Origin of the sequence: Kitasatospora sp. NBC_01266, assembly GCF_036242395.1 — a bacterium.
Taxonomy (GTDB): Bacteria; Actinomycetota; Actinomycetes; order Streptomycetales; family Streptomycetaceae; genus Kitasatospora.
In genome coordinates this window covers 5,309,693-5,334,968 of sequence record NZ_CP108458.1, presented here as the reverse complement: position 1 = coordinate 5,334,968, position 25,276 = coordinate 5,309,693, and the positions used below count along the sequence as shown (strand labels likewise).

General features: G+C 72.6%; 20 protein-coding genes and 1 riboswitch. Of the genes, 8 read left to right on the top strand and 12 right to left on the bottom strand.

Annotated features, from left to right (window positions below; genetic code table 11):
• The first annotated feature begins 213 nt into the window (after positions 1-213).
• Positions 214-343, top strand: a riboswitch (cobalamin riboswitch).
• A gap of 191 nt (positions 344-534) precedes the next feature.
• Together OG403_RS23330 and OG403_RS23325 are read left to right on the top strand one after the other, a co-directional pair.
• Positions 535-2,925 (top strand): ribonucleoside-diphosphate reductase subunit alpha, encoded by a 2,391-nt coding sequence (locus OG403_RS23330; RefSeq protein WP_329572487.1) that lies wholly within the window; start codon positions 535-537, stop codon positions 2,923-2,925.
• 38 nt (positions 2,926-2,963) lie between these two features.
• Positions 2,964-3,959 carry a ribonucleotide-diphosphate reductase subunit beta gene (locus OG403_RS23325; RefSeq protein ID WP_329572485.1) on the top strand — a complete coding sequence of 332 codons (996 nt, stop codon included), beginning with the start codon at positions 2,964-2,966 and terminating at the stop codon, positions 3,957-3,959.
• A 96-nt stretch (positions 3,960-4,055) separates the two neighbouring features.
• Here OG403_RS23325 and def read toward each other — a convergent pair whose 3' ends face one another.
• The 8 genes from def to OG403_RS23285 form a co-directional block, all read right to left on the bottom strand.
• A complete protein-coding gene (def, locus tag OG403_RS23320) occupies positions 4,056-4,709 on the bottom strand; it encodes a peptide deformylase (RefSeq protein ID WP_329567451.1) in 654 nt (217 codons plus the stop codon).
• Positions 4,710-4,763: 54 nt separating this feature from the next.
• Positions 4,764-5,750, bottom strand: a complete 987-nt coding sequence (locus OG403_RS23315) for a tetratricopeptide repeat protein (protein ID WP_329567450.1) — start codon at positions 5,748-5,750, stop codon at positions 4,764-4,766.
• A gap of 241 nt (positions 5,751-5,991) precedes the next feature.
• Positions 5,992-7,608 (bottom strand): HD-GYP domain-containing protein, encoded by a 1,617-nt coding sequence (locus OG403_RS23310; RefSeq protein WP_329567448.1) that lies wholly within the window; start codon positions 7,606-7,608, stop codon positions 5,992-5,994.
• Positions 7,605-9,026 carry an HD-GYP domain-containing protein gene (locus OG403_RS23305; protein ID WP_329567446.1) on the bottom strand — a complete coding sequence of 474 codons (1,422 nt, stop codon included), beginning with the start codon at positions 9,024-9,026 and terminating at the stop codon, positions 7,605-7,607. The genes OG403_RS23310 and OG403_RS23305 overlap by 4 nt, the downstream gene beginning before the upstream one ends.
• 356 nt (positions 9,027-9,382) lie before the next feature.
• Entirely contained in the window at positions 9,383-9,739 is a 357-nt protein-coding gene (gene rsrA / locus OG403_RS23300) for a mycothiol system anti-sigma-R factor (RefSeq protein WP_329567444.1), read from the bottom strand.
• Positions 9,736-10,680 (bottom strand): sigma-70 family RNA polymerase sigma factor, encoded by a 945-nt coding sequence (locus OG403_RS23295; RefSeq protein WP_442910965.1) that lies wholly within the window; start codon positions 10,678-10,680, stop codon positions 9,736-9,738. The genes rsrA and OG403_RS23295 overlap by 4 nt, the downstream gene beginning before the upstream one ends.
• 162 nt (positions 10,681-10,842) lie before the next feature.
• The gene (locus tag OG403_RS23290) at positions 10,843-11,484 is read right to left on the bottom strand and encodes an alpha/beta hydrolase family protein (protein ID WP_329567440.1); all 642 of its coding nucleotides are present in this window, start codon (positions 11,482-11,484) and stop codon (positions 10,843-10,845) included.
• Positions 11,484-12,236, bottom strand: coding sequence for an SOS response-associated peptidase (locus OG403_RS23285; RefSeq protein ID WP_329567438.1), 753 nt, complete (start codon positions 12,234-12,236; stop codon positions 11,484-11,486). The genes OG403_RS23290 and OG403_RS23285 overlap by 1 nt, the downstream gene beginning before the upstream one ends.
• A 170-nt stretch (positions 12,237-12,406) precedes the next feature.
• Here OG403_RS23285 and OG403_RS23280 point away from each other — a divergent pair, with 170 nt between their 5' ends.
• The 6 genes from OG403_RS23280 (at position 12,407) to hisN (ending at position 17,535) form a co-directional block, all read left to right on the top strand.
• The gene (locus OG403_RS23280) at positions 12,407-13,114 is read left to right on the top strand and encodes a M50 family metallopeptidase (protein WP_329567436.1); all 708 of its coding nucleotides are present in this window, start codon (positions 12,407-12,409) and stop codon (positions 13,112-13,114) included.
• A 132-nt stretch (positions 13,115-13,246) separates the two neighbouring features.
• Positions 13,247-14,593, top strand: a complete 1,347-nt coding sequence (gene aroA, locus OG403_RS23275) for a 3-phosphoshikimate 1-carboxyvinyltransferase (protein WP_329567434.1) — start codon at positions 13,247-13,249, stop codon at positions 14,591-14,593.
• A 16-nt stretch (positions 14,594-14,609) separates the two neighbouring features.
• Positions 14,610-15,665, top strand: a complete 1,056-nt coding sequence (gene rsgA / locus OG403_RS23270; protein WP_329567432.1) for a ribosome small subunit-dependent GTPase A — start codon at positions 14,610-14,612, stop codon at positions 15,663-15,665.
• 72 nt (positions 15,666-15,737) lie between these two features.
• Positions 15,738-16,061: a DMT family transporter gene (locus OG403_RS23265; protein WP_329567430.1), complete on the top strand. Its 324-nt coding sequence runs from the start codon at positions 15,738-15,740 to the stop codon at positions 16,059-16,061.
• Between the two features lie 57 nt (positions 16,062-16,118).
• Positions 16,119-16,679, top strand: a complete 561-nt coding sequence (locus tag OG403_RS23260; protein ID WP_329567428.1) for a Uma2 family endonuclease — start codon at positions 16,119-16,121, stop codon at positions 16,677-16,679.
• Between the two features lie 58 nt (positions 16,680-16,737).
• Positions 16,738-17,535 carry a histidinol-phosphatase gene (gene hisN, locus OG403_RS23255; RefSeq protein WP_329567427.1) on the top strand — a complete coding sequence of 266 codons (798 nt, stop codon included), beginning with the start codon at positions 16,738-16,740 and terminating at the stop codon, positions 17,533-17,535.
• Between the two features lie 88 nt (positions 17,536-17,623).
• Here the strand turns inward: hisN and OG403_RS23250 are convergent, their stop codons facing one another.
• From OG403_RS23250 to OG403_RS23235, 4 genes are all read right to left on the bottom strand, one after another.
• A complete protein-coding gene (locus OG403_RS23250) occupies positions 17,624-19,102 on the bottom strand; it encodes a catalase (RefSeq protein WP_329567425.1) in 1,479 nt (492 codons plus the stop codon).
• Between the two features lie 175 nt (positions 19,103-19,277).
• Complete coding sequence (locus tag OG403_RS23245; protein WP_329567423.1) at positions 19,278-21,224, bottom strand: tetratricopeptide repeat protein; 1,947 nt, start codon at positions 21,222-21,224, stop codon at positions 19,278-19,280.
• Positions 21,225-21,510: 286 nt separating this feature from the next.
• Positions 21,511-23,550 carry a glycosyl hydrolase family 18 protein gene (locus OG403_RS23240; protein WP_442910964.1) on the bottom strand — a complete coding sequence of 680 codons (2,040 nt, stop codon included), beginning with the start codon at positions 23,548-23,550 and terminating at the stop codon, positions 21,511-21,513.
• Positions 23,551-23,638: 88 nt separating this feature from the next.
• Complete coding sequence (locus tag OG403_RS23235) at positions 23,639-25,135, bottom strand: chitinase (protein ID WP_442911085.1); 1,497 nt, start codon at positions 25,133-25,135, stop codon at positions 23,639-23,641.
• Between the last annotated feature and the right edge of the window lie 141 nt (positions 25,136-25,276).

The following is a 25,276-nucleotide window of genomic DNA, read 5'->3' as shown; positions in this document are numbered from 1 at the left end:
CGCTGCCTTCTCCCCGTGTCCCTCACCATGCGGCACAGCCTAGGCCAGCGTTCTGAGACCGCCGCGTGGCGGGGCGACCCCCGTCCCGCGGAGCCGCGACCGGTCGCCGACGCGGCGTCAGGCGACCTTCCGGCACCGACCGCCTTACTGCCCGCTGTGTGCGCGACACTACACATGACACTACATATGGGGTGCCTCGAAGGGGCCACCACTACATGTATGCTCACTCTCGCTGTCGACGCAGGGGAACCCGGTGCGAATCCGGGACTGCCCCGCAGCGGTGAGCGGGCCCGCCCCCGGGTGGCCCGCCAGTCCGAGTACCTGCCGACGGTGTGCCGCCCGGCCTCCCCGCAGAGGCCTTTCACGCACCGCAGTACCGTCCGGCCTCGCGGGCAGGCCAGGGTGACGACGCGCGCGCCGCAACGATTCGGCGTGCCCATCTCCCCTGCCCGGCGCGCACAGGCCACGGACGCCTCCCAGCCCGCCGCCGCCCCAGGAGAGAGCGCCTTGACCGTCGCTGCCTCAGTTGCTTCCCTGCCCTCACAGGGACACGCCGACGCCGCCCAGACCGACCCCGGTACTGCGCTGCTCCGGCTGCTCACCGACCGAAGCGCCGACCTCCCCCAGGTGGACCCCGGCCACGTCGCCGCCGCCGCGCTGCGCGGCCGCCATGCCGGCTCGGACTTCGCCGAGCTTCGCGGGTTGGCCGTGGACGCCGCCGCTTCGATGATCGCCGAGGACCCCCAGTACTCGAAGCTGGCCGCCCGGCTGCTCGCCCAGGAGATCGCCGACGAGGCGAACGGCCAGGGCGCCACCTCGTTCACCGCCTCGATCGCCGTCGGCCACGCCGAGGGCCTGATCGGCGACACCACCGCCGCCTTCGTGGCCAAGCACGCCGCGGCGCTGAACGCGCTGATCGACGAGCAGGGCGACGACCGCTTCGAGTACTTCGGCCTGCGCACCGTGCAGTCCCGCTACCTGCTGCGTCACCCGATCACCCGCAAGGTGGTGGAGCGCCCGCAGCACTTCCTGCTCCGGGTCGCCTGCGGCCTGGCGGTGGGCGACAGCGAGCAGTCGGTGGCCGAGGTCGCCGAGCTCTACCGGCTGATGAGCCGCCTGGAGTACCTGACCAGCTCGCCCACCCTGTTCAACTCCGGTACCCGGCACCCGCAGATGTCCAGCTGCTACCTGCTGGACTCGCCGCTGGACAACCTGGACTCGATCTACTCCCGGTACGCCCAGATCGCCCGGCTCTCCAAGCACGCCGGCGGCATCGGCCTGTCCTACACCCGGATCCGCTCGCGCGGCAGCCTGATCCGCGGCACCAACGGCAAGTCCAACGGCATCGTGCCGTTCCTGCGCACCCTGGACTCCTCGGTCGCCGCGGTCAACCAGGGCGGCCGCCGCAAGGGCGCGGCCTGCGTCTACCTGGAGACCTGGCACGCGGACATCGAGGAGTTCCTCGAACTGCGCGACAACACCGGCGAAGAGGCCCGCCGCACCCACAACCTCAACCTGGCGCACTGGATCCCGGACGAGTTCATGCGCCGGGTCAACGCCAACGCCGACTGGTCGCTCTTCTCGCCGGCCGACGTGCCCGAGCTGGTCGACCTGTGGGGCGAGGAGTTCGACGAGGCCTACCGCAAGGCCGAGTTGGCCGGCAAGGCGGTCCGCACCATCCCGGCGCAGACCCTGTACGCCCGGATGATGCGCACCCTGGCGCAGACCGGCAACGGCTGGATGACCTTCAAGGACGCCGCCAACCGCGCCGCCAACCAGACCGCGCTGCCCGGCCGCACGGTGCACTCCTCCAACCTGTGCACCGAGATCCTGGAGGTCACCGACGACTCCGAGACCGCGGTCTGCAACCTGGGCTCGGTCAACCTCGGTGCCCACGTGGCCGCCGGCGCCACCGCCGCCGACCTGGTGAACGCCATGGACTGGGCCCGGCTGGACGCCACCGTGCGCACCGCCGTGACCTTCCTGGACCGGGTGGTGGACATCAACTTCTACCCGACCACCGAGGCCGCCACCTCCAACTCCCGCTGGCGGCCGGTGGGCCTGGGCGTGATGGGCCTGCAGGACGTCTTCTTCCGGCTCGGCCTGGACTTCGACTCCGCCGAGGCCAAGCGGCTCTCCACGCTGATCGCCGAGCGGATCATGCTGACCGCCTACGAGCGCTCCAGCGAGCTGGCCGAGCAGTTCGGGCAGCACCCGGCCTACGCCGAGACCCGCGCCGCCCGCGGCCAGCTGCACATCGACCACTTCGCCGACGCCACCCCGCAGTGGACCGAGCGCTGGACGGCGCTGCGCGGCACGATCGCCCGCACCGGCCTGCGCAACTCGCTGCTGCTGGCGATCGCACCGACCGCGACCATCGCCTCGATCGCCGGCGTCTACGAGTGCATCGAGCCGCAGGTCTCCAACCTGTTCAAGCGCGAGACCCTCTCCGGCGAGTTCCTCCAGGTCAACCCGTACCTGGTGCGCGAGCTGAAGGAGCTGGGCGTCTGGGACCAGCAGACCCGGGACGCGCTGCGCGACGCCAACGGCTCGGTGCAGGAGCTCTCCTGGCTGCCGGCCGAGCTGCGCTCGCGCTACCGCACCGCCTGGGAGCTGCCGCAGCGCGCGCTGATCGACCTGGCCGCCGCCCGTCAGCCGTACCTGGACCAGAGCCAGTCGCTCAACCTCTTCATGGCCGCGCCCACCATCGGCAAGCTCAGCTCGATGTACGCCTACGCCTGGAAGGTCGGTCTGAAGACCACCTACTACCTGCGCTCGCGCCCGGCCACCCGGATCGCCCAGGCCGCCTCCGGCGCCGCCCGTCCGGCGGTCACTGTCCCCTCCCCCACCATGACCGCTGAGGAGCAGGCCGCCGCCATCGCCTGCTCCCTGGAGAACCCCGAGTCCTGCGAGGCCTGCCAGTGAGCTCCGCCCCCCTTGACCAGTCCGAGGGCCGCCAGAAGATGCTGCTCGACCCGGGCTTCGAGCTGACCCTGCGTCCGATGCGCTACCCGTCGTTCTACGACCGCTACCGCGACGCGATCAAGAACACCTGGACCGTGGAGGAGGTGGACCTGCACTCCGACGTCGCCGACCTCGCCAAGCTGAGCGAGGGCGAGCGGCACATGATCGGCCGTCTGGTCGCCTTCTTCGCCACCGGTGACTCGATCGTCGCCAACAACGTGGTGCTGAGCCTCTACAAGCACATCAACTCCCCGGAGGCCCGGCTCTACCTGTCCCGGCAGCTTTTCGAGGAGGCCGTGCACGTCCAGTTCTACCTGACGCTGCTGGACACCTACCTGCCCGACCCGGACGACCGCAACGCCGCCTTCGCCGCGGTGGAGAACATCCCCTCCATCCACCAGAAGGCCCAGTTCTGCTTCAAGTACATGAACGCGGTCGACCACCTCGAGTCGCTGCAGACCAAGGACGACCGCCGGGCCTTCCTGCTCAACCTGATCTGCTTCGCCGCCTGCGTCGAGGGCCTCTTCTTCTACGGCGCCTTCGCCTACGTGTACTGGTTCCGCAGCCGCGGCCTGCTGCACGGCCTGGCCACCGGCACCAACTGGGTCTTCCGCGACGAGTCCATGCACATGGACTTCGCCTTCTCGGTGGTGGACACGGTCCGCGAGGAGGAGCCCGACCTCTTCGACGACGTGATGGCCAAGCAGGTCACCGAGATGCTCGAGGAGGCGGTCGAGGCCGAGCTGCAGTTCGCCCGCGACCTGTGCGGCGAGGGCCTGCCCGGCATGAACACCGACTCGATGCGCCAGTACCTGGAGGCCGTCGCCGACCAGCGGCTGGCCCGCCTGGGCATGCCGATCCGCTACGGCTCGACCAACCCGTTCGGCTTCATGGAGCTGCAGAACGTCCAGGAGCTGACGAACTTCTTCGAGCGCCGGGTCTCCGCCTACCAGGTGGCCGTCGAGGGCACGGTGGCCTTCGACGACGACTTCTGAGCCCGCCGCGCAGCTGACCGCTCAGCCGCACAACCCCGAACGCCCCGCCGGCTGTTGCCCGGCGGGGCGTTCGGGGTTGGCGCTGCCGACCCGGCGTCAGTTGTTGGGCACCGTCGCGTAGCTCGCGGTGCCCTCGGCCATCTGCCGCAGCGCGTCCTTGCGGTCGCGCTTGGAGAGGCGGTCGATGTAGAGGTAGCCGTTCAGGTGGTCGGTCTCGTGCTGCAGGCAGCGGGCGAAGAAGCCGGTGCCCTCGAGCCGGACCGGGTTGCCGTCCTTGTCCTGGCCGGTCACCACCGCGAAGTCGGGGCGGGCCAGTTCGGCGTAGGCGGTGGGCACCGAGAGGCAGCCCTCGTTGCCGTCGTCCAGGGTGCGGCTGCCGACCGGGAGCTCCTCGAGCACCGGGTTGATCACGTGCCCGATGTGCCGCACGTTCTCGTCGTCCGGGCAGTCGTAGACGAACACCTTGGCGTCCACGCCGATCTGATTGGCCGCCAGGCCGACGCCCGCCGCCGCGTACATCGACTGGAACATGTCGTCGATCAGCGCGGACAGTTCGGCGTCGAACTCGGTGACCACCTTGCACTCGCGGTGCAGCACCGGGTTGCCCACCACGGTGATCGGACGCGCGGTGCCCTTGGTCAGATCGGGCTCCTCGCCGATCACCTTGACCGGAGCCTGCTCGGCCTGCTCGGCCTGCGCGTGGTCATGACCGTGCTCGTCGTCGTGCGTGTGCTCGTGCTGCTCCGCCATCGCTCTTCCGCTTCTGTGGGCCTGCTCAGGAACCCCACCAGCCTAGACCGCCGGTCAGCAGACCTCTTCCACGTCCCGGTAGGCCCGGCTGGTCGGCTCGGCCGCCACCCAGCGGTCCAGCAGCAGCCGCACCAGGCCGGCCGGCGCGGCGATCCCGCACTCGCGCTCGGTCAGCCAGTCCGTGCCGCCGCTGCCCTGGCTCAGGTGGCTCAGGTGGCCCGGGTGCGCGGCGTCGCCGTCGTCGTGCGGGTCGTGGTGCGCGGTGCGGCCGTCGTCGGTGGCCATCCGGCTCTCCGAACAGGCCCGGCAGAGCAGCCGCACCGAGGAGGTCCAGTCCTCGGCCGCGTAGCCGGCCTCGGCCACCAGCCGCTCCAGCGCGTCCCGGTCGGCCTCGGTGGCGGCCTGCAGCAGCACCACGTAGGTGGGCACCGGCGAGGGCGCCCACAGCTCGATCTCGTCGAAGACGGGGTACGCGGTGCCGGCCGCGACCCGCTCGCCGTGCGGGGCGCCGTCGTGCAGCACCACCTCGCCCCAGCGGCGGCCGGAGGAGGGCAGCGGGATGGAGAGCACCTCCACCCGGGCCGGGTCGAGCCGGCGGCCCCAGACCACCTCGGACTCGCCCTCCGGGGAGAGCCGCACCGGCGTGGTGCCCAGCTCCAGCTGGACCGGCGCGTCCGGCGCCGTGCCACCGCCGGGCAGCCGCAGACCGTAGGCCTGCCAGGCCCGGCGGGCCAGCGGCCAGTCCTGCAGCGCGGTGGCGGTGATCCCCAGGTTCCACCAGTCCGGAGCGCCCTGGTCGCGGTCGAGCAGCGCGACGGCCCGCAGGCCCGCGACCCTGGCCTGCTCCCAGTCCCGGCGGAACTTGTGCAGCAGGGCCAGGTTGAACCAGGAGTCGGAGAGCCACGGCTCCAGGTCGGCGGCCATCACCAGGAGTGCGCCGGCGTCCTCGTAGCGCCCGTCGCCGATCAGCGTGAAGGCCCGGTCGGTCGTCTGCCGCCAGGTGGCGGACGGCCGATGCCGTGCCCGGTGGAAGATCTTCACGTTGCCCTGCCGCCTGTCCGCTCGGTTCTGCTGAGTCCTCTGGGAGCCTGACCGCTCCCGGCACTTCCTGCCGGGGACGGCCGACTCGCGTTCCGCACGGTGTGCTACCCAGTGCTGTGGCCGGGGCCGAGGGGGCGGGTAGCCCCTGCTCGGGTGTTCCACGCTACGACCGCATCCAACCACGGCGGCGGCAGGGTGCGCTTCCCATGCGGTCCGTCACGCTACGTCACCAACGGGCCGGTCACCCGCTCCCGGTCCGAGCCACCGTGCACGGGCCGCCGCCGGCGGCCCGCACCCGCTCCAGCGCCGCGACCACCACCGGATCGTAGGTCCGCCCGCTCTGCGCGCGCAGCACGGACAGCGCCGCCTCGCCCTGCTCCGCCGGTCCGGTGAGGTCCTCGTGGGCGTTGGCCACCCGGATGATCCGGGCGGCCAGCGGCAGGCTGCGGTCCGGCCGGCCGTCGGGGCCGAGCAGCGGATCGGCCAGCCGGGCCACCTGCTCGGCCACCGCTCCCGACCCCGAGCAGCAGCGGATCACCTCGCTGCCCAGCCTGGCGATCCGCTGCTGCTCGGGCTCGGGCAGCAGCGCGGTGGCACCGCCCCGCACCGGCTCGACCAGGGAGAGCTGGCCGATGTCGTGCATCAGCGCGGCGTACTCCAGCAGGGCGAGATCGTGGGTGCTCAGGCCCAGCTCGCGGCCGAGCGCGCACGCCGTGTCCGCGACCCGGCGCGCGTGCCCGGGCGCCGTGTAGCCGGCCACCTCGGTGGCCCGGGCCAGGGTGGCGATGGTCTGCCCGTAGGTGGCCCGGACGGCGGCGGCGCGCCGGAACGAGGCCTGGGCGAGCAGCAGCGGCAGGCAGAACACCGGCAGCGCCCAGAGACCGACCTCGCCGGCCGCCAGGCTGACCAGCATCCCGGTGGCGGCGATCGCCGAGCCGATCCCGGGCAGCGCGCGCAGCTCCGCCTCCAGGGCGGGGCCGAACCGGCCGCCGCCGGGCCGCTGGCAGGCGGCGAGCACCGCGTCGGCCAGCCCGGCGAGCGCCGCGACCAGCACCAGGAAGACGCCGTAGGCGGGGCCGGCCAGCGGGATCCGGTCGAGCGCGCCACTGGTGTAGAGCGGCTGGAAGAGGGTGGCGGCGAAGGCCACGGCGAGCAGTCGCCGGGCCGCGCCGTCGTAGCGGTTGCCCGCGCCGTAGCGGTGTCCGCGACGGTGGGCCCGGCCGTCCGCCCGGCCGGGGCGCCGGGCCCGTAACCAGGCCGGCGACCAGCGGTGCGGCCTGGCCGGTGCGCTGCCCGGCGGCCGGGCGGGCCAGGAGTCGCCGGGGCTGCCGGAGTTGCCGGGGCCGCCGGGGCGGTCAGAGCTGGCGGGGCGGTCAGAGCTGGCGGGGTGGTCAGAGCTGGCGGGGTGGTCAGAGCTGGCGGGCGGCCGCGGGCGCGGCACCGCGGACCGCGCCCGGTCCCGCTCCGCGCGCCGCAGCCGCCCGCCGCAGCGCACCAGGGCACGGACCAGCGCCCCGACGGCCAGGCCGGTGCCGGCCACGGCGACCACCTGGCACACCCCGTGACCGGTCGGCAGCCCGCGCAGCGGGCCGAGCAGGGCGTAGGCCAGCCCCGCCGCGGCCCCCAGCGGAGCCTGGCCCCGACCACCACCGGCGTCGGCCACCCGGGCCGCCTCACCGATCGCGATCAGGACGCCGAAGGCCAGGGCGACCCGAGGATCCGTCAGCCCGTGCGCGAGCACCGCCGCGAGGGCTCCGGCGAGCAGCAGCAGCGCCGCCGCCCGGACCAGTGAGGCCCCGCTGACGGCCGGGTCGGGAGCGGCGGCGAGCAGCCTGCCCGGCGCCCTGGCCGGCCTCACCGCGCCGCCGTCCGGGGGCCCGGCTCCGGGAGGCCGAGCGGGATGTCGGGCACCGCGCCGTCCGCCGCCGGGGCCGGTGGCAGCACCGGCTGCCAGCCGCACCGGTCCACCGCCTGTACCAGCGCCTCCACCATCGCCGGGTCGAACTGGCTGCCCGCGCAGCGGCGCAGCTCGGCCACCGCCTCCGGCACCGGACGGCCGCGCCGGTAGGAGCGGGTGGAGGTCATCGAGTCGAAGGCGTCGGCCACCGCGATGATCCGGGCGAACTCGGGGATCCGGTCGCCGACCAGCCCGTGCGGATAGCCGCGGCCGTCCAGCCGCTCGTGGTGGTGCAGGATCGCGGCGTGCGCCTCGCCCAGGAAGTCGATGCCGCGCACCAGGTCGTGCCCGTACTCGGGGTGCACCTCCACCGCCCGGCGCTCCGCCTCGGTCAGCGGACCGTTCCTGCGCAGCAGCTCGGTCGCCACCCCGAGCTTGCCGACGTCGTGCAGGGTGCCCGCGAAGTGCAGGGTGCGCAGCCGCTCGCCGCTCATCCCGAGCTGGCCGGCGATCAGCACCGAGGCCCGGCCGACCCGTTCGCTGTGGCCGCGGGTGTACGCGTCCTTGATCTCCACCGCCTGCACCAGCGCTTCCACGGTGGCCCGATGGGCGGCCCGCTCACGGTGGCCCTGGGCGAAGACCCAGGCCGAGACCGAGAGCGGCAGCAGCGCGAGCAGGGCCGCGAAGGCGCCGTACGGGCCCTGCCAGAGCACCGCCATCATCAGGCCGCCGAGCGCGTGCACGAAGGCCGGCGGGCCGAGCACGGAGACCGCGCCCCGGCGCAGCTCGGCCGGCGGGCAGTGCTCGGCCAGCAGCCGGATGCCGGCCACCAGTACCCCGTTGACCAGGCAGAACACCAGCACGGCGGCCAGCGCGGGCAGCAGCGCGGCCGGGTAGCGGGAACCGAACAGCAGCCGGGGGCCGCCGAGCAGGTGGAACAGGGCCGACGCCGGCCAGGCCGCGAGCGCGAACTGGGCGGCGTTCCAGGCCCGGCGCAGCGCCCGTGGGGCGGCCGTCGCGCCGGTCAGCGCGGCGGGCAGGGCGACCAGCGCGGCGGCGGCCGGCGGCAGCATCAGCACCCCGGCGAAGAGCACCGGCAGGAAGGTGTTGGCGCTCGGGCGCACCGGCGCGGGCCCCAGCCCGGCGCCCGGCCGGGCGCCCTGACCGAGGGCTCGCGCGAGCAGCAGGCGCAGTCGGCGGGCCAGCCGCAGGCAGGGGGTCGGCAGGCCCTGGGCCACCGACTCCCAGCAGGCGTGCAGGAAGGCGAGCAGGGCGACCTTGGGCCAGTCGACCGGGCCGCCGAGCCAACCGGGCAGCCCCAGCCGGGCGGCCGCCCCGGGCAGCAGCGGCAGCAGCGCGAGGGCGGCCGCGCCGAGCACCAGCAGGACATAGCCGAAAGCCGCCGCGGGGAGCCGCGCCGGTGTCTGCTCAGGGAGCTCGCGGCCCCCACGATCGACAGCGATCTCAGCCTCCCCAGCTCGCCGACAGGCTCGTCTGAGGAGGATAGGGCTCCACCAGGGCGACCGAACCCGTCAGCGCCCGATACCCGCCGGAGCAGCGGACACACTCACCCGATCGAGTGAGGCAAGGGAACTGACGCCCCATCACGCAAGGGCCGGCAGCCGACCGCCCAACTGCCCCGTCACGGTCCGGACATGGCGATGGGGCCCGGGATCACTCCCGGGCCCCACTCGAGCACCCCGCTCCACCGAGCAGCCCAATGCCCGCAGAGCCGCTACTCCGCCGGCGTCGCCGCCTGGGAAGCCGTCAGCACCGCGCTGTCCCCGTGCCCGGGGACGGCGGGGTCCACCTCGAGGACCGGCTCGCCGCCGCGCTGCCCGGCCCGGATGCTGTCGATCCGGGCGAGCACCTTGCTGCGCAGATCCGACGGAGTGTCATCACACCCGCAGGACCGCTTGATCAGGGCCTTGATGGCCTGCTCCAGGCCGTACTTCTCCAGGCATGGCGAGCACTCCTCGAAGTGCTCGCGCAGCTTGGCGCAGTCGCCCTCGGCCATCTCGTTGTCAAGGAACTCGTAGAGGTGGTCAAGCACCTCGCCGCAGTCCGTGGCGTGCGGACCTCCGCAGCTCATGAGCCCGTGCCTTTCGCCTCGCGCCCAGCCCCGCTGCCGGCCGGGACCAGGCCGCGCTCGCGGGCGTAGTCCTCCAGCATGCCCCGCAGTTGGCGGCGGCCTCGGTGCAGCCGGGACATCACCGTACCGATGGGGGTCCCCATGATGTCGGCGATCTCCTTGTATGCAAAGCCCTCGACGTCCGCGAGATAGACCGCGATGCGGAACTCCTCGGGGATCGCCTGCAGGGCGTCCTTCACGTCACTGTCCGGCAGGTGGTCGAGCGCCTGGGTCTCGGCCGAGCGCAGACCGGTCGACATGTGCGACTCGGCCCTAGCCAGCTGCCAGTCCTCGATCTCCTCGGCGGCGGTGCGCTGGGGCTCCCGCTGCTTCTTGCGGTACGAGTTGATGAAGGTGTTGGTCAGGATCCGGTACAGCCAGGCCTTGAGATTGGTCCCCTCCCGGAACTGGTGGAAGGAGGCGTACGCCTTGGCGAAGGCCTCCTGCAGCAGGTCCTCGGCGTCGGCCGGGTTGCGGGTCATCCGCAGCGCGGCCGAGTACATCGGGTCCAGGTAGCCCAGCGCGTCCCGCTCGAAGCGCGCCCGGCGCGCCTGCTCGCTCTCCTCGGCCGACACCCGGAAGGTGTCCTCGCCGATCGCCTCGGCCAGCTCGTCACCGCTCGGCGGCTCGCCGGCGGACGATGCGGCAGCGGGCGGCTCGGCCGAGAGGTCGGACCCGCCCAGCGGGTCGTCCCCGCCCAGGTCCATGTTCGGCTCGTCCTCGGTCGCGACGACCGGACCCACCTCCTCGCTGAATCGAGCACCACTCACCGTGAGTCGGCCCGGAACGGAGGATATCGGGCTCACGGGCTTCTCGCCCGCGACAAGCCATTCCGACCATGGGAGGAAGGCGCTCTGCGCGCTCTGCTCCTCGGGCCGCTCAGGGCACGCGATCGAACCCATGTGCGCCGCCTTTCCGCCTGGGCACCACTGACGAAGGGGTTAACCCGCCTGGTCGCCCGGGCATTCCCGCGGGAGCACGGATCACCCGGGTGCGCCAGTGGTACGGCCGCCGGGCCGCCGCGAAGCGGCCCGGCGGCGGCGATCGATCGGGCGGCACAACGTTCAGTCCAGCGGCAGCCCGGCCAGCCAGTCGGCGACCGCCGCGCAGAGCAGCTCCAGCGCCGCCGCCGCGCCGAGCGGCGCCGACTTCGGCAGCGCGAAGCCGTGGTTCGCGTACGGGATCGGCACCGGCTGCCGGTCGGCCGGGAACTCCGCCGGGGTGCCGAAACTGTCCCGCTCGCCCTGCACCACCAGCGTCGGCAGCCCGGTGCCGAGCAGTTCCTCGACCCGGGAGCGCTCCGGCCTGCCCGGCGGGTGCAGCGGGAAGGCGAGCGCCAGCACCGCCACCGCCCCGCTCGCCGCGCCGGTCCGGCAGGCCACCCGGGCGCCCGCGCTGCGTCCGCCGACCACCAGCGGCACGCCCTCGGCGGCCAGTCGTCCGGCCACCGGCAGCCAGCCGGTGTCCAGCGTCTTCGGCGCGGGGGCCACCTTCCTGCCGGCCACCCGCCAGGGCTGCTCGACCAGCGCGACGGTGACGCCGTGCGCCGGCAGCGCGGCGGCCAGGGCCGCCAGGTCCGGCGCCTCGATCCCGCCGCCCGCGCCGTGCCCGAGGCCGAGCACCGCGCGCGGCCGGCCGGCGGCCCGGTGCCAGCTGATCCTCGCCGGCCCCGCGGGGGTGTCCACCGCTGTCTGTTCGTCGGCCATCAGAAGAGCGCTCCCTCGGACTCCGGGGTGGCCCGCGCGGTCAGCCCCGGGTGGTTGTTGCGGATGCTGCCGACCGCCGAGCCGACCGGGGTCAGCCGGAGCAGCCCGGGTGCCGGCGCCACCAGCAGCGAGCGGGCCTGCTCGGCGTCGTCCAGTCCCGGGTCGAGCCAGTCGGCGAAGGTCTCGCGCTGCAGGAAGAGCGGCATCCGCTCGTGGACCGGCGCCAGCAGCGGCTCGGCCTCGGTGGTCACGATGGTGCAGGTGACCAGCCAGCCCTGCGGGTGGTCGGCCGGGGCGGAGCGGTCGCGCCAGAACTCGTACAGCCCGGCCAGCGCGAGCGGCGCGCCGTCCACCCGGTTGACGAAGAAGGGCTGCTTGCGCGGCTTGCCGCCACTGGCGCTCTCGATCGTCTGCCACTCGTAGTAGCCGTCCACCGGGAGCAGGCAGCGGCGGGAGGCGAAGGCCTGCCGGTAGGCGGGCTTCTCGTGCACGGTGTCGGCGCGGGCGTTGATCATCTTGACCGCGGTCTCCGGCGACTTCGACCAGGCCGGCACCAGGCCCCAGCGCAGCCGCCGCAACTGGCGCACCGGCTCGCCGCCGCCCTTGGGGGGCCGCTGCAGGACGGCGAGGACCGGATCGGTCGGGGCCACGTTCCAGCTGGGCGCGAGGGTCTCGGCCGGGTCCCACTGGCTGACGTCGAACAGTTCGACGATGTCCTCCGGCTTGGTGCTCGCCGCGAATCGACCACACATGTCGCCAGCCTCCCACGTCCGTCCGGCGCCCGGCGCGGCCCGGTCCGGATCGCCGGCCCACCGTCGGACCGGCTCGATCCGGCGCTCCCCGGAACCGGCGGCTACCTCCCCGCGGTCCTCGCATGGGAGGCTGCTGGCTTCCCCAACACCCCGGCACGGCAAGGACGATCATGAACCACAGCATCAGCGGGGTCTGGCAGCAGGTGCTGGGCACCCAGCCCGACCCGCCGCACTGGCTGGTGCTCGGCTGCGCGGCAGCCGCGCTGCTGGCGATACTCCCGCACCCCCTGTGGCGGGTCAGCCGCAACGTGGTGACCATCGCGCACGAGGGCGGGCACGGCCTGGTGGCGCTGCTGACCGGGCGCCGGCTGGACAGCATCCGGCTGCACTCGGACACCTCGGGTCTGACCGTCTCCTCCGGGCACCCGAACGGGCCGGGCATGATCCTCACCGCCGCCGCCGGCTACACGGCCCCCTCGCTGCTGGGCCTGGGCGGCGCCACCCTGCTGGCCACCGGGCGGATCACCGCGCTGCTGTGGATTGCGATCCTGCTGCTCGCCGCCATGCTGATCATGATCAGGAACGCCTTCGGGCTGCTCTCGGTGGTGCTCACCGGCGGCGCCTTCTTCGCCATCTCCTGGTACGGCAGCGCCCAGTTGCAGGCCACCTTCGCCTACCTGGGCGTCTGGTTCCTGCTGCTGGCCGGGGTGCGGCCGGTGATCGAGCTGCAGCGCAAGCGCCGGCTCGGCGGGGCCCGCGACTCGGACGCCGACCAGCTGGCCCGGCTGACCGGGGTGAGCGCGCTGCTCTGGGTGGTGCTCTTCCTGGTGGTGTCGCTGGCCTGCCTGCTCGCGGGCGGCAGCCAGCTGCTGGCCTGACCCGGGCAGGCGGCCGAACCGGGCTCGGGACCGGGCCGGATTCTGGGCCGGCCCGGTTGTCCACAGCCCATGGGTTGTCCACAGAACGAAGAGGCGCGAGGCCGTTTTCCAGGCCCCCCTTAAACTGACCGCATGACCGAGACCCTGTGGCCCGCCCCCGTCGCGACCACCGCCGTTGATGCGACTGTCACCATCCCCGGTTCCAAGTCCGTCACCAACCGGGCCCTGATCCTGGCCGCGCTGGCCGCCGAGCCCGGCTGGGTGCGGCGACCGCTGCGCAGCCGGGACTCCCAGCTGATGGCGGACGGTCTGCGCGCCCTGGGCGTGGGCATCGAGGAGCAGGTCAACAACTCCTGCGGGGGCAGCGGGGGCGGCGAGGCCTGGCGGATCATCCCGGCCGGGCGGCTCAGCGGCCCGGCCCAGGTGGACGTGGGCAACGCCGGAACGGTCATGCGCTTCCTGCCGCCGCTGGCCGCGCTGGCCGACGGTCCGGTGCACTTCGACGGCGACCCGCGCAGTTACGAGCGCCCGCAGCACGGCGTGATCGACTCGCTGCGCGCCCTCGGCGCCCGGATCGAGGACGGCGGGCGCGGCGGCTTCCCGCTCACCGTGCACGGCACCGGCGCGCTGGAGGGCGGCACGGTCGAGCTGGACGCCTCCGCCTCCTCCCAGTTCGTCAGCGCGCTGCTGCTCTCCGGCGCCCGCTACAACCAGGGGGTGGAGGTCCGCAACATCGGCGGCCCGGTCCCCTCGCTGCCGCACATCCGGATGACGGTCGACATGCTGCGGCTGGCCGGCGTCCAGGTCGACGCGCCGGAGGACGGCGGCGAGAAGGACGTCTGGCGGGTCACCCCCGGCGCGCTGCGGGGCCGCGACCTGGTGGTCGAGCCGGACCTGTCCAACGCCGCGCCGTTCTTCGCCGCCGCGCTGGTCACCGGCGGCCGGGTGACCGTCCGCGACTGGCCCCGGCACACCACCCAGCCCGGCGACCAGCTGCGCGAGATCTACACCCGGATGGGCGGCTCCTGCGAGTTCGTCGACCGGCACAGCACCGAGGCGGGGCTGGAGTTCCGCGGCACCGGGGTGATCCACGGCATCGAGGCCGACCTGCACGATGTCGGCGAGCTCGCGCCGGTGATCGCCGCGGTCGCCGCGCTGGCCGACTCCGAGTCGCACCTGTACGGCATCGCCCACCTGCGGCTGCACGAGACCGACCGGCTGGCCGCGCTGGCCAGGGAGATCAACGAGCTGGGCGGCGACGTCAGCGAGACCGAGGACGGCCTGCGGATCCGCCCGCGCAAGCTGCACGGCGGCGTCTTCCACACCTACGAGGACCACCGGCTGGCCACCGCCGCGGCCGTGCTGGGCCTGGCCGTGCCCGGGATCCAGGTGGAGAACGTGGCGACCACCGCCAAGACCCTGCCGGACTTCGCGGCGATGTGGACCGAGTTGCTCGAACCAACGGCGGCGACGGACTGAGCGGGAGTACAGCACCATGCGCCGCTACGGCAAAGACGCCGACGAGGACGACATCCGCAACCGCCCGGGCCGCAAGGGCTCCCGGCCCAGGACCCGGATCCGGCCCAAGCACGAGGACGCCGCCGAGGCGATGATCCTCACCGTGGACCGGGGCCGGCTGACCTGCCTGGTCGACGCCGGGACCAAGCGGGAACGCGAGGTCGTCGCGATGAAGTCCCGCGAGCTCGGCCGCAAGGGCGTGGTGGTCGGCGACATCGTCGGCGTGATCGGCGACCTGTCCGGTGAGGCGGACACGCTCGCCCGGATCGTCCGGGTCGAGGAGCGCACCTCGGTGCTGCGGCGCACCGCGGACGACGACGACCCGTACGAGCGCATCGTGGTGGCCAACGCCGACCAGCTGGCCATCGTCACCGCGCTGGCCGACCCCGAGCCGCGCCCCCGGCTGATCGACCGCTGCCTGGTGGCGGCCTTCGACGCGGGGATGACACCGCTGCTGGTGCTCACCAAGTCCGACCTGGCCTCGGCCGCCCCGCTGCTGGAGTCCTACGCCCCGCTCGGCATCGAGTACGTGGTCACCAGCCGCGACGAGCTGGCCACCACCGGCGCGGAGACGGTCCGGGAACGGCTGCGCGGGCTCTCCACCGTCTTCATCGGCCACTCCGGGGTCGGCAAGACCACCCTGGTCAACGCCCTGGTGCCGCAGCACCAGCGGATCACCGGCCAGGTCAACGCGATCACCGGACGCGGCCGGCACACCACCGTCTCGGCACTCGCGCTGCGGCTGCCCCCGCCGCCCGGGGCCAAGCCCGGCGCCAAGAAGGCACTGGACCCGGGCTGGGTGATCGACACCCCGGGCTTCCGCTCCTTCGGCCTCTCGCACATCGACCCGTCCCGGGTGATCCACGCCTTCCCCGACCTGGAGCCGGGCACCGTGGACTGCCCGCGCGCCTGCAGCCACGACGAGCCCGACTGCGCCCTGGACGCCTGGGTCGCGGACGGCCACGCCGACCAGGCCCGGCTCTACTCACTGCGCCGGCTGCTGTCCAGCAAGGAGGCCCACGAGGGGGACTGAGCGATCCGAGGTGGCAGCGGCGTGGTGATTGGCGATCATAAGAAGGTCCGCCGATCGCCGAGGAGGCACCCGATGGCATGGCTCATGGTGATCATCGCCGGCCTGCTGGAGACCGGCTTCGCGATCAACCTCAAGCTCAGCCACGGCTTCACCCGGCTCGGCCCCACCATCGCCTTCGCCCTCTTCGCACTGAGCAGCTTCGGCCTGCTCACCCTCTCCCTGAAGCACCTGCCGGTCGGCAGCGCCTACGCGGTCTGGACCGGCATCGGCGCGGCCGGCACCGCGATCTACGGCATGATCTGGATGAACGAGAGCTCCTCGGTGCTCAAGCTGGTGTCGATCTCGCTGGTCATCGCGGGCGTGGTCGGGCTGCAACTGAGCGGGTCGGGGCATTAGGGCCGCAGTGTCGGTGCGGTGTGCCAGCATGAGACCAACAGCTCTCAGGAGGTCGTGATGACTGTGGTCGACGAACGCGCGCACAGCATCCTCGATGGCATCGAGGTTCCCGAGGGCTTCCGGGTGGAACTCATCAACGGGAATGTCATCGTGTCGCCATCTGGGAAGCCCCTGCACTGGAAGATTCAGCTCGAGTTGCTCCGGCAGTTCGCGCTCCACTCCGGCTGGGAGGTCGCCGCCGAGCAGACCATCAGGCACCCCGGCTACACCGACGAGCCGCAGCCCGACTTCTTCGCGATGCCCGCCGATGTCCCGGTGGACCTGGAGGGCAGCTACCCCGGGGACCAGCTCGCGCTGGTGGCCGAAGTCCTCTCCCGCAGCACCAAGGGAATCGACCTGATCGACAAGGTCGACCTCTACGGACGGTTCGGCATCCCCTTCTACCTGGTGGTCGACCCGTTCAAGCGTGAGTGCACCCTGCACTGCTTCCTGGAGCACGGCGTCTACAACGACGCGCTCACCTTCGAGTTCGGCCGCAAGATCCCGCTGCCCGAGCCGTTCCGCTTCAGCATCGACACCAGCGCCTTCCCCGCCTACCGTTCGCCCGACGGGTCCTGACCGCCCGCCACGCGAGCCGAACTGTCGATTCACCGGACGGCTCGCTACTGTTCGACCCATGGCCGACTACCACGATGATCTCCGCCTCGCCCACGTACTCGCCGACTCGGCCGACTCGGTCACCCTGGAGCGCTTCCGGGCGCTGGACCTGAAGGTCGAGACCAAGCCCGACCTGACGCCGGTCAGCGACGCCGACAAGGCCGCCGAGGAGCTGGTCCGCGGGGTGCTGCAGCGGGCCCGGCCGCGGGACGCGGTGCTGGGCGAGGAGTTCGGGCTGGTCGGGACCGGGCCGCGGCGCTGGGTGATCGACCCGATCGACGGGACCAAGAACTACATCCGCGGCGTGCCGGTCTGGGCCACCCTGATCGCGCTGCTCGAGGAGGGGCCGGACGGCGAGCAGCAGCCGGTGGTCGGCATCGTCTCGGCGCCCGCGCTGCAGCGGCGCTGGTGGGCGGCCAAGGGGCTGGGCGCGTACGCCGGGCGCAGCCTGGCCAAGGCCGGGCGGATCCACGTCTCGGGCGTCTCGCGGATCGAGGACGCCTCGCTCTCCTACTCCTCGCTGAGCGGCTGGGAGGAACGCGGCCGGCTCGACCCGTTCCTGGACCTGACCCGCGCGTGCTGGCGCACCCGCGCCTACGGCGATTTCTGGTCGTACATGATGCTCGCCGAGGGCGCGGTGGACATCGCCGCCGAGCCGGAGCTGAGCCTGTGGGACATGGCCGCGCCGTGCATCGTGGTGCAGGAGGCGGGCGGGCGGTTCACCGGCCTGGACGGCATCGACGGCCCGGGCGGAGCGGACGCGGTGGCCAGCAACGGCGTGCTGCACGACGAGGCGCTGCGCCGCCTGAGCGTCTGACGCCTGCTGCCGACCCGCGCGCGAACTGGATGCGGGCCCCGACGATCAGTCAGCTGATCGTCGGGGCCCGCCGTCATGGGGGCGCGGACTACCGCTGCTTGCGCAGCTCCCGCACCGCCTCCTCCAGGCGCCGCCCGTAGTCGGCGTCGGCCTGGCGGAAGTTGTCGATCGCGCGCTCGACGATGTCGTCGCGGTCGGCGGAGACGTTGGCGATGAAGCCGGCCAGGTTCTCGACCAGGCGCTGCTTCTCCTGCTCGGAGAAGAGCCGGTAGAGGTTGCCCGCCTGCACGAAGTCGTCGTCCTCGGCGTGCAGCGGGGCCGCGTGGGTACCGGTCGAACCGCTGACCGCGGTGGCCGCCCAGAGCGGACGGCCGGTCTCGACCGGTCCGCCGAAGCTGTTCGGCTCGTAGTTCTTCTGCCGCCCGTGCCGGCCGTCGTAGAGGTGTCCGTCACGGCTGTTGGTACGCGCCTCGGTGGCGTGCGGGCGGTTCACCGGCAGGTGGTCGGCGTTGATGCCGACCCGGTAGCGGTGGGCGTCCGCGTAGGCGAAGAGGCGGCCCTGCAGCATCTTGTCCGGCGAGGGGCCGATACCGGGCACGAAGTGCGCCGGGGAGAAGATCGACTGCTCGACCTCGGCGAAGATGTTGTCGGGGTTGCGGTTCAGCTCGAGCCGGCCGATCTCGATCGGCGGGTAGTCCGCGTGCGGCCAGACCTTGGTCAGGTCGAACGGGTTGAAGCGGTAGGTCGCGGCGTCGGCGGCCGGCATGATCTGCACCTGCACGGTCCAGCTCGGGAACTCACCGCGCTCGATCGCCTCGCGCAGGTCGCGCTGGTGGCTGTCGGGGTCCTCGCCCGCGAGCTTCGCAGCCTGATCGGAGGTCAGGTTCCGGATCCCCTGGTCGGTCTTGAAGTGGTACTTCACCCAGAAGTGCTCGCCGGCCTCGTTCTGCCACTGGTAGGTGTGCGAGCCGTAGCCGTTGAGGTGGCGGTAGGAGGCCGGGATGCCCCGGTCGCCGAAGAGCCAGGTCACCTGGTGGGTCGACTCGGGCGACAGGCCCCAGAAGTCCCAGACGTTGTCCGCCTCCTGCGAGCCGGTGTACGGGTCGCGCTTCTGGGTGTGGATGAAGTCGGGGAACTTGAGCGCGTCCCGGATGAAGAAGACCGGCGTGTTGTTGCCGACGAGGTCGTAGTTGCCGTCCTCGGTGTAGAACTTCAGCGCGAAGCCGCGCGGGTCGCGCACCGCGTCGGCGGAGCCGAGGTTGCCCGCCACGGTGGAGAACCGCAGGAAGGTCTCGGTCTGCCTGCCCACCTCGGAGAGGAACGACGCCCGGGTGTACCGCGTGACATCCGCGGTCACCGTGAAGGTGCCGTAGGCGGCGGCGCCACGGGCGTGCACCACGCGCTCCGGGATCCGCTCGCGGTTGAAGTGTGCGAGCTTCTCGAAAAGCTGCTGGTCCTGGATCAGGGAGGGGCCGCCGGGGCCGGCGGTCTCCGTGTTCTGGTTGTCGGCAACGGGCGCGCCGGCCTCGGTGGTCAGGGTCGGCCGCAGCTCTTCTTGGGCAGTCATGGGGAGCACCTTCGCGTCATCCGGTCGTGTGACTCGATCCTAACTTGGACTTTGTCTAAGTCAACATGAGATCTCAGCCCGGAGCATGTTCATGGTCATTGGCGAGCACGCGGGCGAGCACACGGGCAAGCACACGGGCAAGCGCGCGGCGAGGCGGCCGGTCAGGTGTGCAGGGTCAGGCGCTGAGTTCCGGGCGCAGCGCGTCCAGCAGTCGCGCCGCGCGCTCGGCCACCTCCGGCGGACCGTAGTCGGTCGCCCGCCGGCACCAGTTCTCCGCCTGCACCGGCTCACCCCGGCGCAGCGCCAGCAGCGCCAGGCGCAGCGCGGCCCGGCCGTGCCCGGCGTCGGCGGCCCGGGTGTACCAGAGCATCGCCTCCGCCTCCCGCTCCTGACGGGCCAGCAGCAGGCCGAGGTTGAAAGCGGCGCTGCGGCTGCCGGTCTCGGCCGCCCTGCGGTACCAGCTCTCGGCGATCTCCAGCGCGCCCCGCTCGGCCGCCCGCACGCCCATCCGCACCTGGGCCCGGCTGTGGCCGGCGTCGGCCGCGATCGCGTACCAGTGCTCGGCCTCCTCCGGCACGTCCCCGCGCCGGTCGAGCAGCGAGGCCAGCCGGAAGGCGCCCTCGGCCGAGCCGCCGGTGGCCGCCTGGCGGTAGCGCTCCATCGCTGCGGCGAGGTCGCCGCGCTGCTCCTTGACCACCGCGAGCTGCAGCGCCGCCTCGCCGTGACCCTCGGCCGCGGCCCTGGCGTACCACTCCTGCGCCTGCTGCTGCTCGCCCCGGTTCGCGTGCAGGATGCCGAGGTTGAAGGCGCCGTCCACACTGCCGGCCTCGGCGGCCCGGGAGAACCACGGCTCGGCCCCCGACTCGTCGCCGCGCTGCAGCAGGATCACGGCCAGCGCGTTGCAGGCCTCCCGGTGCCCGGCGTAGGCGGCCCGGCGGTACCACTGCTCGGCCTGCGCCTGCCGGCCCGCGCTCGCGCAGAGCAGGCCCAGGTTGAAGGCGCCGTTGTGGTCCCCGGCCTCCAGCGCGGCGCGGTACCAGCGCTCGGCGGCGCCGTCCTCGCCGCGGCCCGCGTGCAGCGCGCCGAGCGCGTTGGCGGCATTGCCGTCCCCGGCCTCGGCGGCCTCCTGCCACCACTCGGCGGCCGATGGCAGATCACCGGAGTCGCGCAGCAGGAAGCCCAGCGCGCAGGCCGCCCGCGGCTCGCCGTTCTGCGCCGCCTGCCGGTACCAGCGGGCCGCCTCGTCCCGCGCGCCGCGCTCCTCGACCAGCACGCCGAGGCGCAGCGCGGCCCGGGCGTGGCTGCGCACGGCGGCGGTGCGGTACCAGGTCTCGGCGCTCTCCTTGTCCCCCGCCGCCTCCCGCATCCGGGCCAGCCGGTAGGCGGCCTCGCGGTGGCCCGCGTCGGCGGCCGTCTTGAACCAGCGTTCGGCGCGCACGTCGCGCCGATGCTCCATCAGGTCGCCCAGCGCGTAGGCGCCCAGCGGGTGGCCCTGCTCGGCGGCGAAGTGCAGCCAGTACTCGGCGGACTCCTCGTCGCCCTGGTCGCGCAGGTGCAGGCCCAGCGCGTGCGCGGCCGGCGCGCTGCCCGCCACCGCGGCCTGCCGCCACCAGCCGCCGGCCTCGGCCCGGTGGCCGCGCTGGTGCAGCAGCACGCCGAGGTTGTTGGCGGCGGCCCGCAGGCCGGCCGCGGCGGCCTTGCGCAGATACGGTTCGGCCTCGTCCAGGTCGCCCCGGCGCAGCAGCAGCGCGCCGAGCTGGCTGGCGGAACCCGCGTCGCCGGCGTCGGCGGCGGCGCGGTACCGGGTCTCCAGCGCGGCGGATTCGCGGGCGGCCAGTTCGGTCTCGAAGGAGGCGGCGTCGAGGACGCTCTCGGCCTCGTCCGCCGAGCCCGGTGCCTGGTCGGCGGACGCGGGGTAGCGGCCGGCCACCTGCGGGACGGGGACGTGCACCAGGCTCTCCGGGCCGTAGGCCCGCCCGGCTTCGGTGGGCCGGCTGCCGCGCTGCGCGGGGACGGGTGCGGTCAGAGCCGCCGGGTCCTGCGGGTCCGCAGCGGGCGCCATGGGCACGGCGGATCCGGTCACGGCGTCGAGGTCCTGCTGCCGGTGCTCGCTTCGCCTCATGCCGACTCCCACTCACGGCTCGTCAACTGCCGTGCCCCGTCCCCCATGTGGTCCATCGTCGCATCACCCGAAGACTCGCGTACACCGGCTCGAGCGATTTTGCCGAGCCGGACCGAAGCGGGCGAGATTGCTTCAGCGCTTTGTCGATTTCCCGACACTTGCGCCCCACAAACCCCGCCATGCCGGGGATGTACCGAGTTTTGTTCGCCCATAGTACCGGAGGCGGTGCCACCGCTTACTGGTGACACCGCCTCCGTCAGCTCACAGCCGCTCAGATCACACGGTCTCAGCTCACGCTGATGTCATCCGCGTAGTACGTGCCTTGGCCGTACCAGCCGTGCACCCAGATGGACACCGAAGTGACCGAGGGGCCGGTGGTGAACTTGGTGGAGAGCTGGGACCAGCCGGAGCCGGAGGTCCAGGTCGAGGTGTCCGCGCCGGAGCCGGTCACCCCGAGATAGGTGTAGTTGCCCTGCACCCAACCGGACAGGGTGTAGGTGGTGTTGGGCTGGACCGTGATGGTCTGCGAGCACTGGGCGTCGTCACTGGAGCTGGCGGCGCCCGCGAGGGCGTGCGAGCCGGAGTGCGCGGGACTCGTCACCACCGAACCCAGGTTGCCGGAGCAGGTCCACGGGGCGAGCGAGCCGGACTCGAAGCCGCCGTTGACCACCAGGCCGCCGGACGGACCGGTGGGCGTGGGAGTGGGCGTGGGCGTCGGAGTGGGCGTGGGCGTCGGCGTCGGCGTCGGAGTGGGCGTGGGTGTCGGGGTGGGCGTCGGAGTCGGCGTCGGAGTGGGCGTGGGTGTCGGGGTGGGCGTCGGAGTCGGCGGAGCCGGGCAACTGCTCGCGGAGCCCGCGGTGTCCGCCACCACGTCGTTGAACAGGGTGGCCGCCGGATCCAGGTCGTAGAGCGAGAACATCATCGTTCCGCCCAGCCCGTTGCAGTGCAGGTAGTCCGCCTTGGCCTGGATCGACTGGGCGTCCTCACCGGACCAGAAGTTGGTGCCGTCGTAGAAGTACGCGGCCTGCGCCACCGGATCCCAGAAGGTGTCCGCGGGATTGTCCACCACCCCCGAGAGCTCCTTGTACATCCGGATCCCGGCCACGTTGCCCGAGTCCGGCGCGCCCGGCGCGGGCCCGGTGGCGGTCTGGAAGAGGCCGTTGTCGTTGCCGGCCGGCACGCCGGTCCAGCCGCGGTAGTAGAACGGCACCCCGATGGTCAGCTTGTTCGCCGGGAAGCCGCCGGGTATCCCGTACTGCGGATCACCCACCGTGTAGGCCTTGATCGCCTCGTCGATCGAGTACTTGCTGGTCCCCGGGGGGATCGGGCTGGACGGGTCGGCGGGGTTGTCGTAGATCGGCGACTGGTGGTTGGTCGAGTTGGGCTCCCAACCGCCGTGCATGTCGTAGGTCATCGGGTCGCCGAAGGTCAGGTACTGGGCGATCTGGTCGGTCTGGACGTTCTGGATCTTGTCCTGGCCGGAGGGCAGCGCCGCCGAGAGCGCGTAGGTCCTGCCGTCGGCCGCGCCCTGGGTGTTCAACTCCGAGCGGAACTCGGCCAGCAGCGCGGTGTAGTCCTGCTTGTCGGCCGTGCTGGAGTGGTTGCCCACGTGGCCGCCGCCACCGGGGTACTCCCAGTCGATGTCGAAGCCGTCGAAGATGCCCTTGCCGGTGCCGGTGCCGCCGTAGCCGTTCTGCGAGGGCAGGTTGCCGTCGATGAACATGTTGATGCAGGACGAGACCAGCTTCTGGCGCGAGGCCGGCGTGGCCGCCGCGTCGGAGAAGTACTTGGAGTACGTCCAACCACCCAGGCTCAGCAGGATCTTGAGGTTCGGGTACTTCGCCTTCAGCTCCTGGAGCTGGTGGAAGTTGCCCGCGATCGGCTGGTTCCAGGTGTCGGTGCTGCCGTCCACGCTGTTGCCGGCGGCGAAGGTCTTGCCGTAGTCGGCGTACGAGTCGCCGGCCCCGTCACCCGCGTTGGGGTCGCTCTCGTCCTGCGAGGCGGCCTGGTCGGCCTCGAAGCAGGTCAGGTTGGTGGGGTCGATGTTCTCGAAGTCGTAGATCAGGTAGGTGAGTTTGCCGGCCTCACCGCTGGCGGCCACGTTCTGCAGGTAGAACGCGTTCTGGTAGACCGACCACTGGTCGTAGTAGGCCACCGTGATGCCGCCCGAAGTGGCGGGCGCGCCGGTGGTGTTGGCCGGGGTGGCGGCCAGGGGGGCGGCGGCCGGTGGGGCGGCCGCCGCGGGCTGGGGCTGCGAGGCCTGGGCATGGGCCATGCCCAGCACCGACAGGGCGCCGCCCAGCAGGATGGCAGCCGCCGCGGTCACCGCCCCTGTCGATCTGCTCCTTCTACGCATGCGGTTCTCTTCTCTCTGCTGTGGGGGTGAGAGATGTGCGCTCTGCTCCGACGCTCGGTCAGCTCATGCCGTGGAGGTGGCCGCCGACCGTCGTGGCGATGGAATTGCCGTTGCTGGCATCCCAGTTGGTGGACCAGGTCATCGCACCGCCGATGCCGGGCCAGCTGGTGGGGGGCTTGAAGGAGCCGCAGTTCGTGCCGTTCGCCAGGCAGTCCAGCGCGTTGTCCACGGTCTGCGGCGAGACGTAGCCGCTGCCGGCGGCGCTGGTCGAGGCCGGCACCCCGAGACCCACCTGGCTCGGCGCGAGGCCGCCCTGGAGCTGGATGCAGGCGAGCGCGGTGAGGAAGTCGACGCTGCCCTCGGAGTAGACGTTGCCGTCGCAGCCGTTCATCGAACCGGAGTTGTAGTACTGGGTGTTGACGATGGTCAGGATGTCCTTGGTGGCCAGCGCCAGTTGGAAGTACGCCGTACCGGTGGACTGCATGTCGATCGTCTGCGGTGCCATGGTCAGCACGAAGCCGCTGCCCACCTTCGCTGCCAGCGCGTGCAGCGCCTGACTCATGTAGGTCGGGCTGACGCCGTTCTCCAGGTCGATGTCGACCCCGTCGAAGCCGTACTGCTGGATCAGCGAGTACGCGCTGTCGGCGAAGTCGGTCGCGGAGGTCGAGTCACTCACCGAGATGGTGCCGTTCTGGCCGCCGACCGAGAGGACCACCTTCTTGCCGGCCGCGTGCGCCGCCGCGATGTCGGCCCGGAACTGCGCGTCGGTGTAGCCGCCGAGCTTGCTCGACAGCGTGCTGTCCAGGCTGAAGGTGATGCCGCCGGGACTGCTCGGATCCGCGTTGGCGAAGGCCACCGCGATGATGTCGTAGGCCGGGTTGACGTCGCTGAGCTTCTGGTCGGTCGCCCCGTTGTCGAAGTCCTGCCAGTAGCCGGTCAGCAGGTGCTTGTTCCCGCCGCCAGGTCCCGTGGGGGTGGAGGTGGAGGTGGGAGTCGAGGTCGCCGTGGGTGTCGAAGTCGGCGTCGAGGTGGGCGTCGCCGTGGGCGTCAGCGTCGGCGTCGCGGTGGTGGTCAGGGTCGGCGTGGGGTTCGGCCCGGCCGGACCGCTGAGCACCAGGTCGTCCGCGCCGTACGCGCCGGTCCCGTACCAGCCGTGCAGGTAGACGGTCACGCTGGTGGTCGAGGCGCCGGTGGTGAAGCTGGTACTGAGCTGGTTCCAGGCGGAGTTGCTGCTCCAGGTGGAGGTGTCCGTCCCCCCGGTGCCACTGTCGCCCAGGTAGACGTAGCTGCCTTGCACCCAACCGCTCAGCTTGTAGCTGGAGTCGGGCTGCACCGAGACCTGCTGGACGCACTGCGCGTCGTCACTGCCGGCCGGGGTGGCCTGCAGCGCGTAACTGCCGCTGTGCACAGGGCTGGTGACGACGGCGCCGGAGTTCGCCGAACAGCTCCAGCCGGTCAGGTTGCCGAGCTCGAAGCCCGGGTTGTCCAGCAGGTTCACCGGATCGGCGCTGGCGCTGCCACCGCCGGCGAGCAGCGCCAGGCCGCTCACCGCCAGGGCGAAGGCCGCCACCCCGGCCACCGTCGAGCGGGCGGCCGGCGGTCGCCGCTCGCTCGTGCCGGGTCTTCTCTGGGTCTGTCTGGTCGCACGTTGCACGGTGCGGCTCCTCGGATCGGCAGGACGGCGCGGCGTTACCGG

Bases quoted from the DNA above. Each gene is read 5' to 3' on its own strand.
- OG403_RS23325 (WP_329572485.1), top strand. From the start codon at position 2,964: ATGCTGCTCGACCCGGGCTTCGAGCTGACCCTGCGTCCGATGCGCTAC.
- def (WP_329567451.1), bottom strand. From the start codon at position 4,709: ATGGCGGAGCAGCACGAGCACACGCACGACGACGAGCACGGTCATGAC.
- rsrA (WP_329567444.1), bottom strand. From the start codon at position 9,739: ATGAGCTGCGGAGGTCCGCACGCCACGGACTGCGGCGAGGTGCTTGAC.
- OG403_RS23295 (WP_442910965.1), bottom strand. From the start codon at position 10,680: ATGGGTTCGATCGCGTGCCCTGAGCGGCCCGAGGAGCAGAGCGCGCAG.
- OG403_RS23290 (WP_329567440.1), bottom strand. From the start codon at position 11,484: ATGGCCGACGAACAGACAGCGGTGGACACCCCCGCGGGGCCGGCGAGG.
- OG403_RS23285 (WP_329567438.1), bottom strand. From the start codon at position 12,236: ATGTGTGGTCGATTCGCGGCGAGCACCAAGCCGGAGGACATCGTCGAA.
- OG403_RS23280 (WP_329567436.1), top strand. From the start codon at position 12,407: ATGAACCACAGCATCAGCGGGGTCTGGCAGCAGGTGCTGGGCACCCAG.
- aroA (WP_329567434.1), top strand. From the start codon at position 13,247: ATGACCGAGACCCTGTGGCCCGCCCCCGTCGCGACCACCGCCGTTGAT.
- rsgA (WP_329567432.1), top strand. From the start codon at position 14,610: ATGCGCCGCTACGGCAAAGACGCCGACGAGGACGACATCCGCAACCGC.
- OG403_RS23265 (WP_329567430.1), top strand. From the start codon at position 15,738: ATGGCATGGCTCATGGTGATCATCGCCGGCCTGCTGGAGACCGGCTTC.
- OG403_RS23260 (WP_329567428.1), top strand. From the start codon at position 16,119: ATGACTGTGGTCGACGAACGCGCGCACAGCATCCTCGATGGCATCGAG.
- hisN (WP_329567427.1), top strand. From the start codon at position 16,738: ATGGCCGACTACCACGATGATCTCCGCCTCGCCCACGTACTCGCCGAC.
- OG403_RS23250 (WP_329567425.1), bottom strand. From the start codon at position 19,102: ATGACTGCCCAAGAAGAGCTGCGGCCGACCCTGACCACCGAGGCCGGC.
- OG403_RS23245 (WP_329567423.1), bottom strand. From the start codon at position 21,224: ATGAGGCGAAGCGAGCACCGGCAGCAGGACCTCGACGCCGTGACCGGA.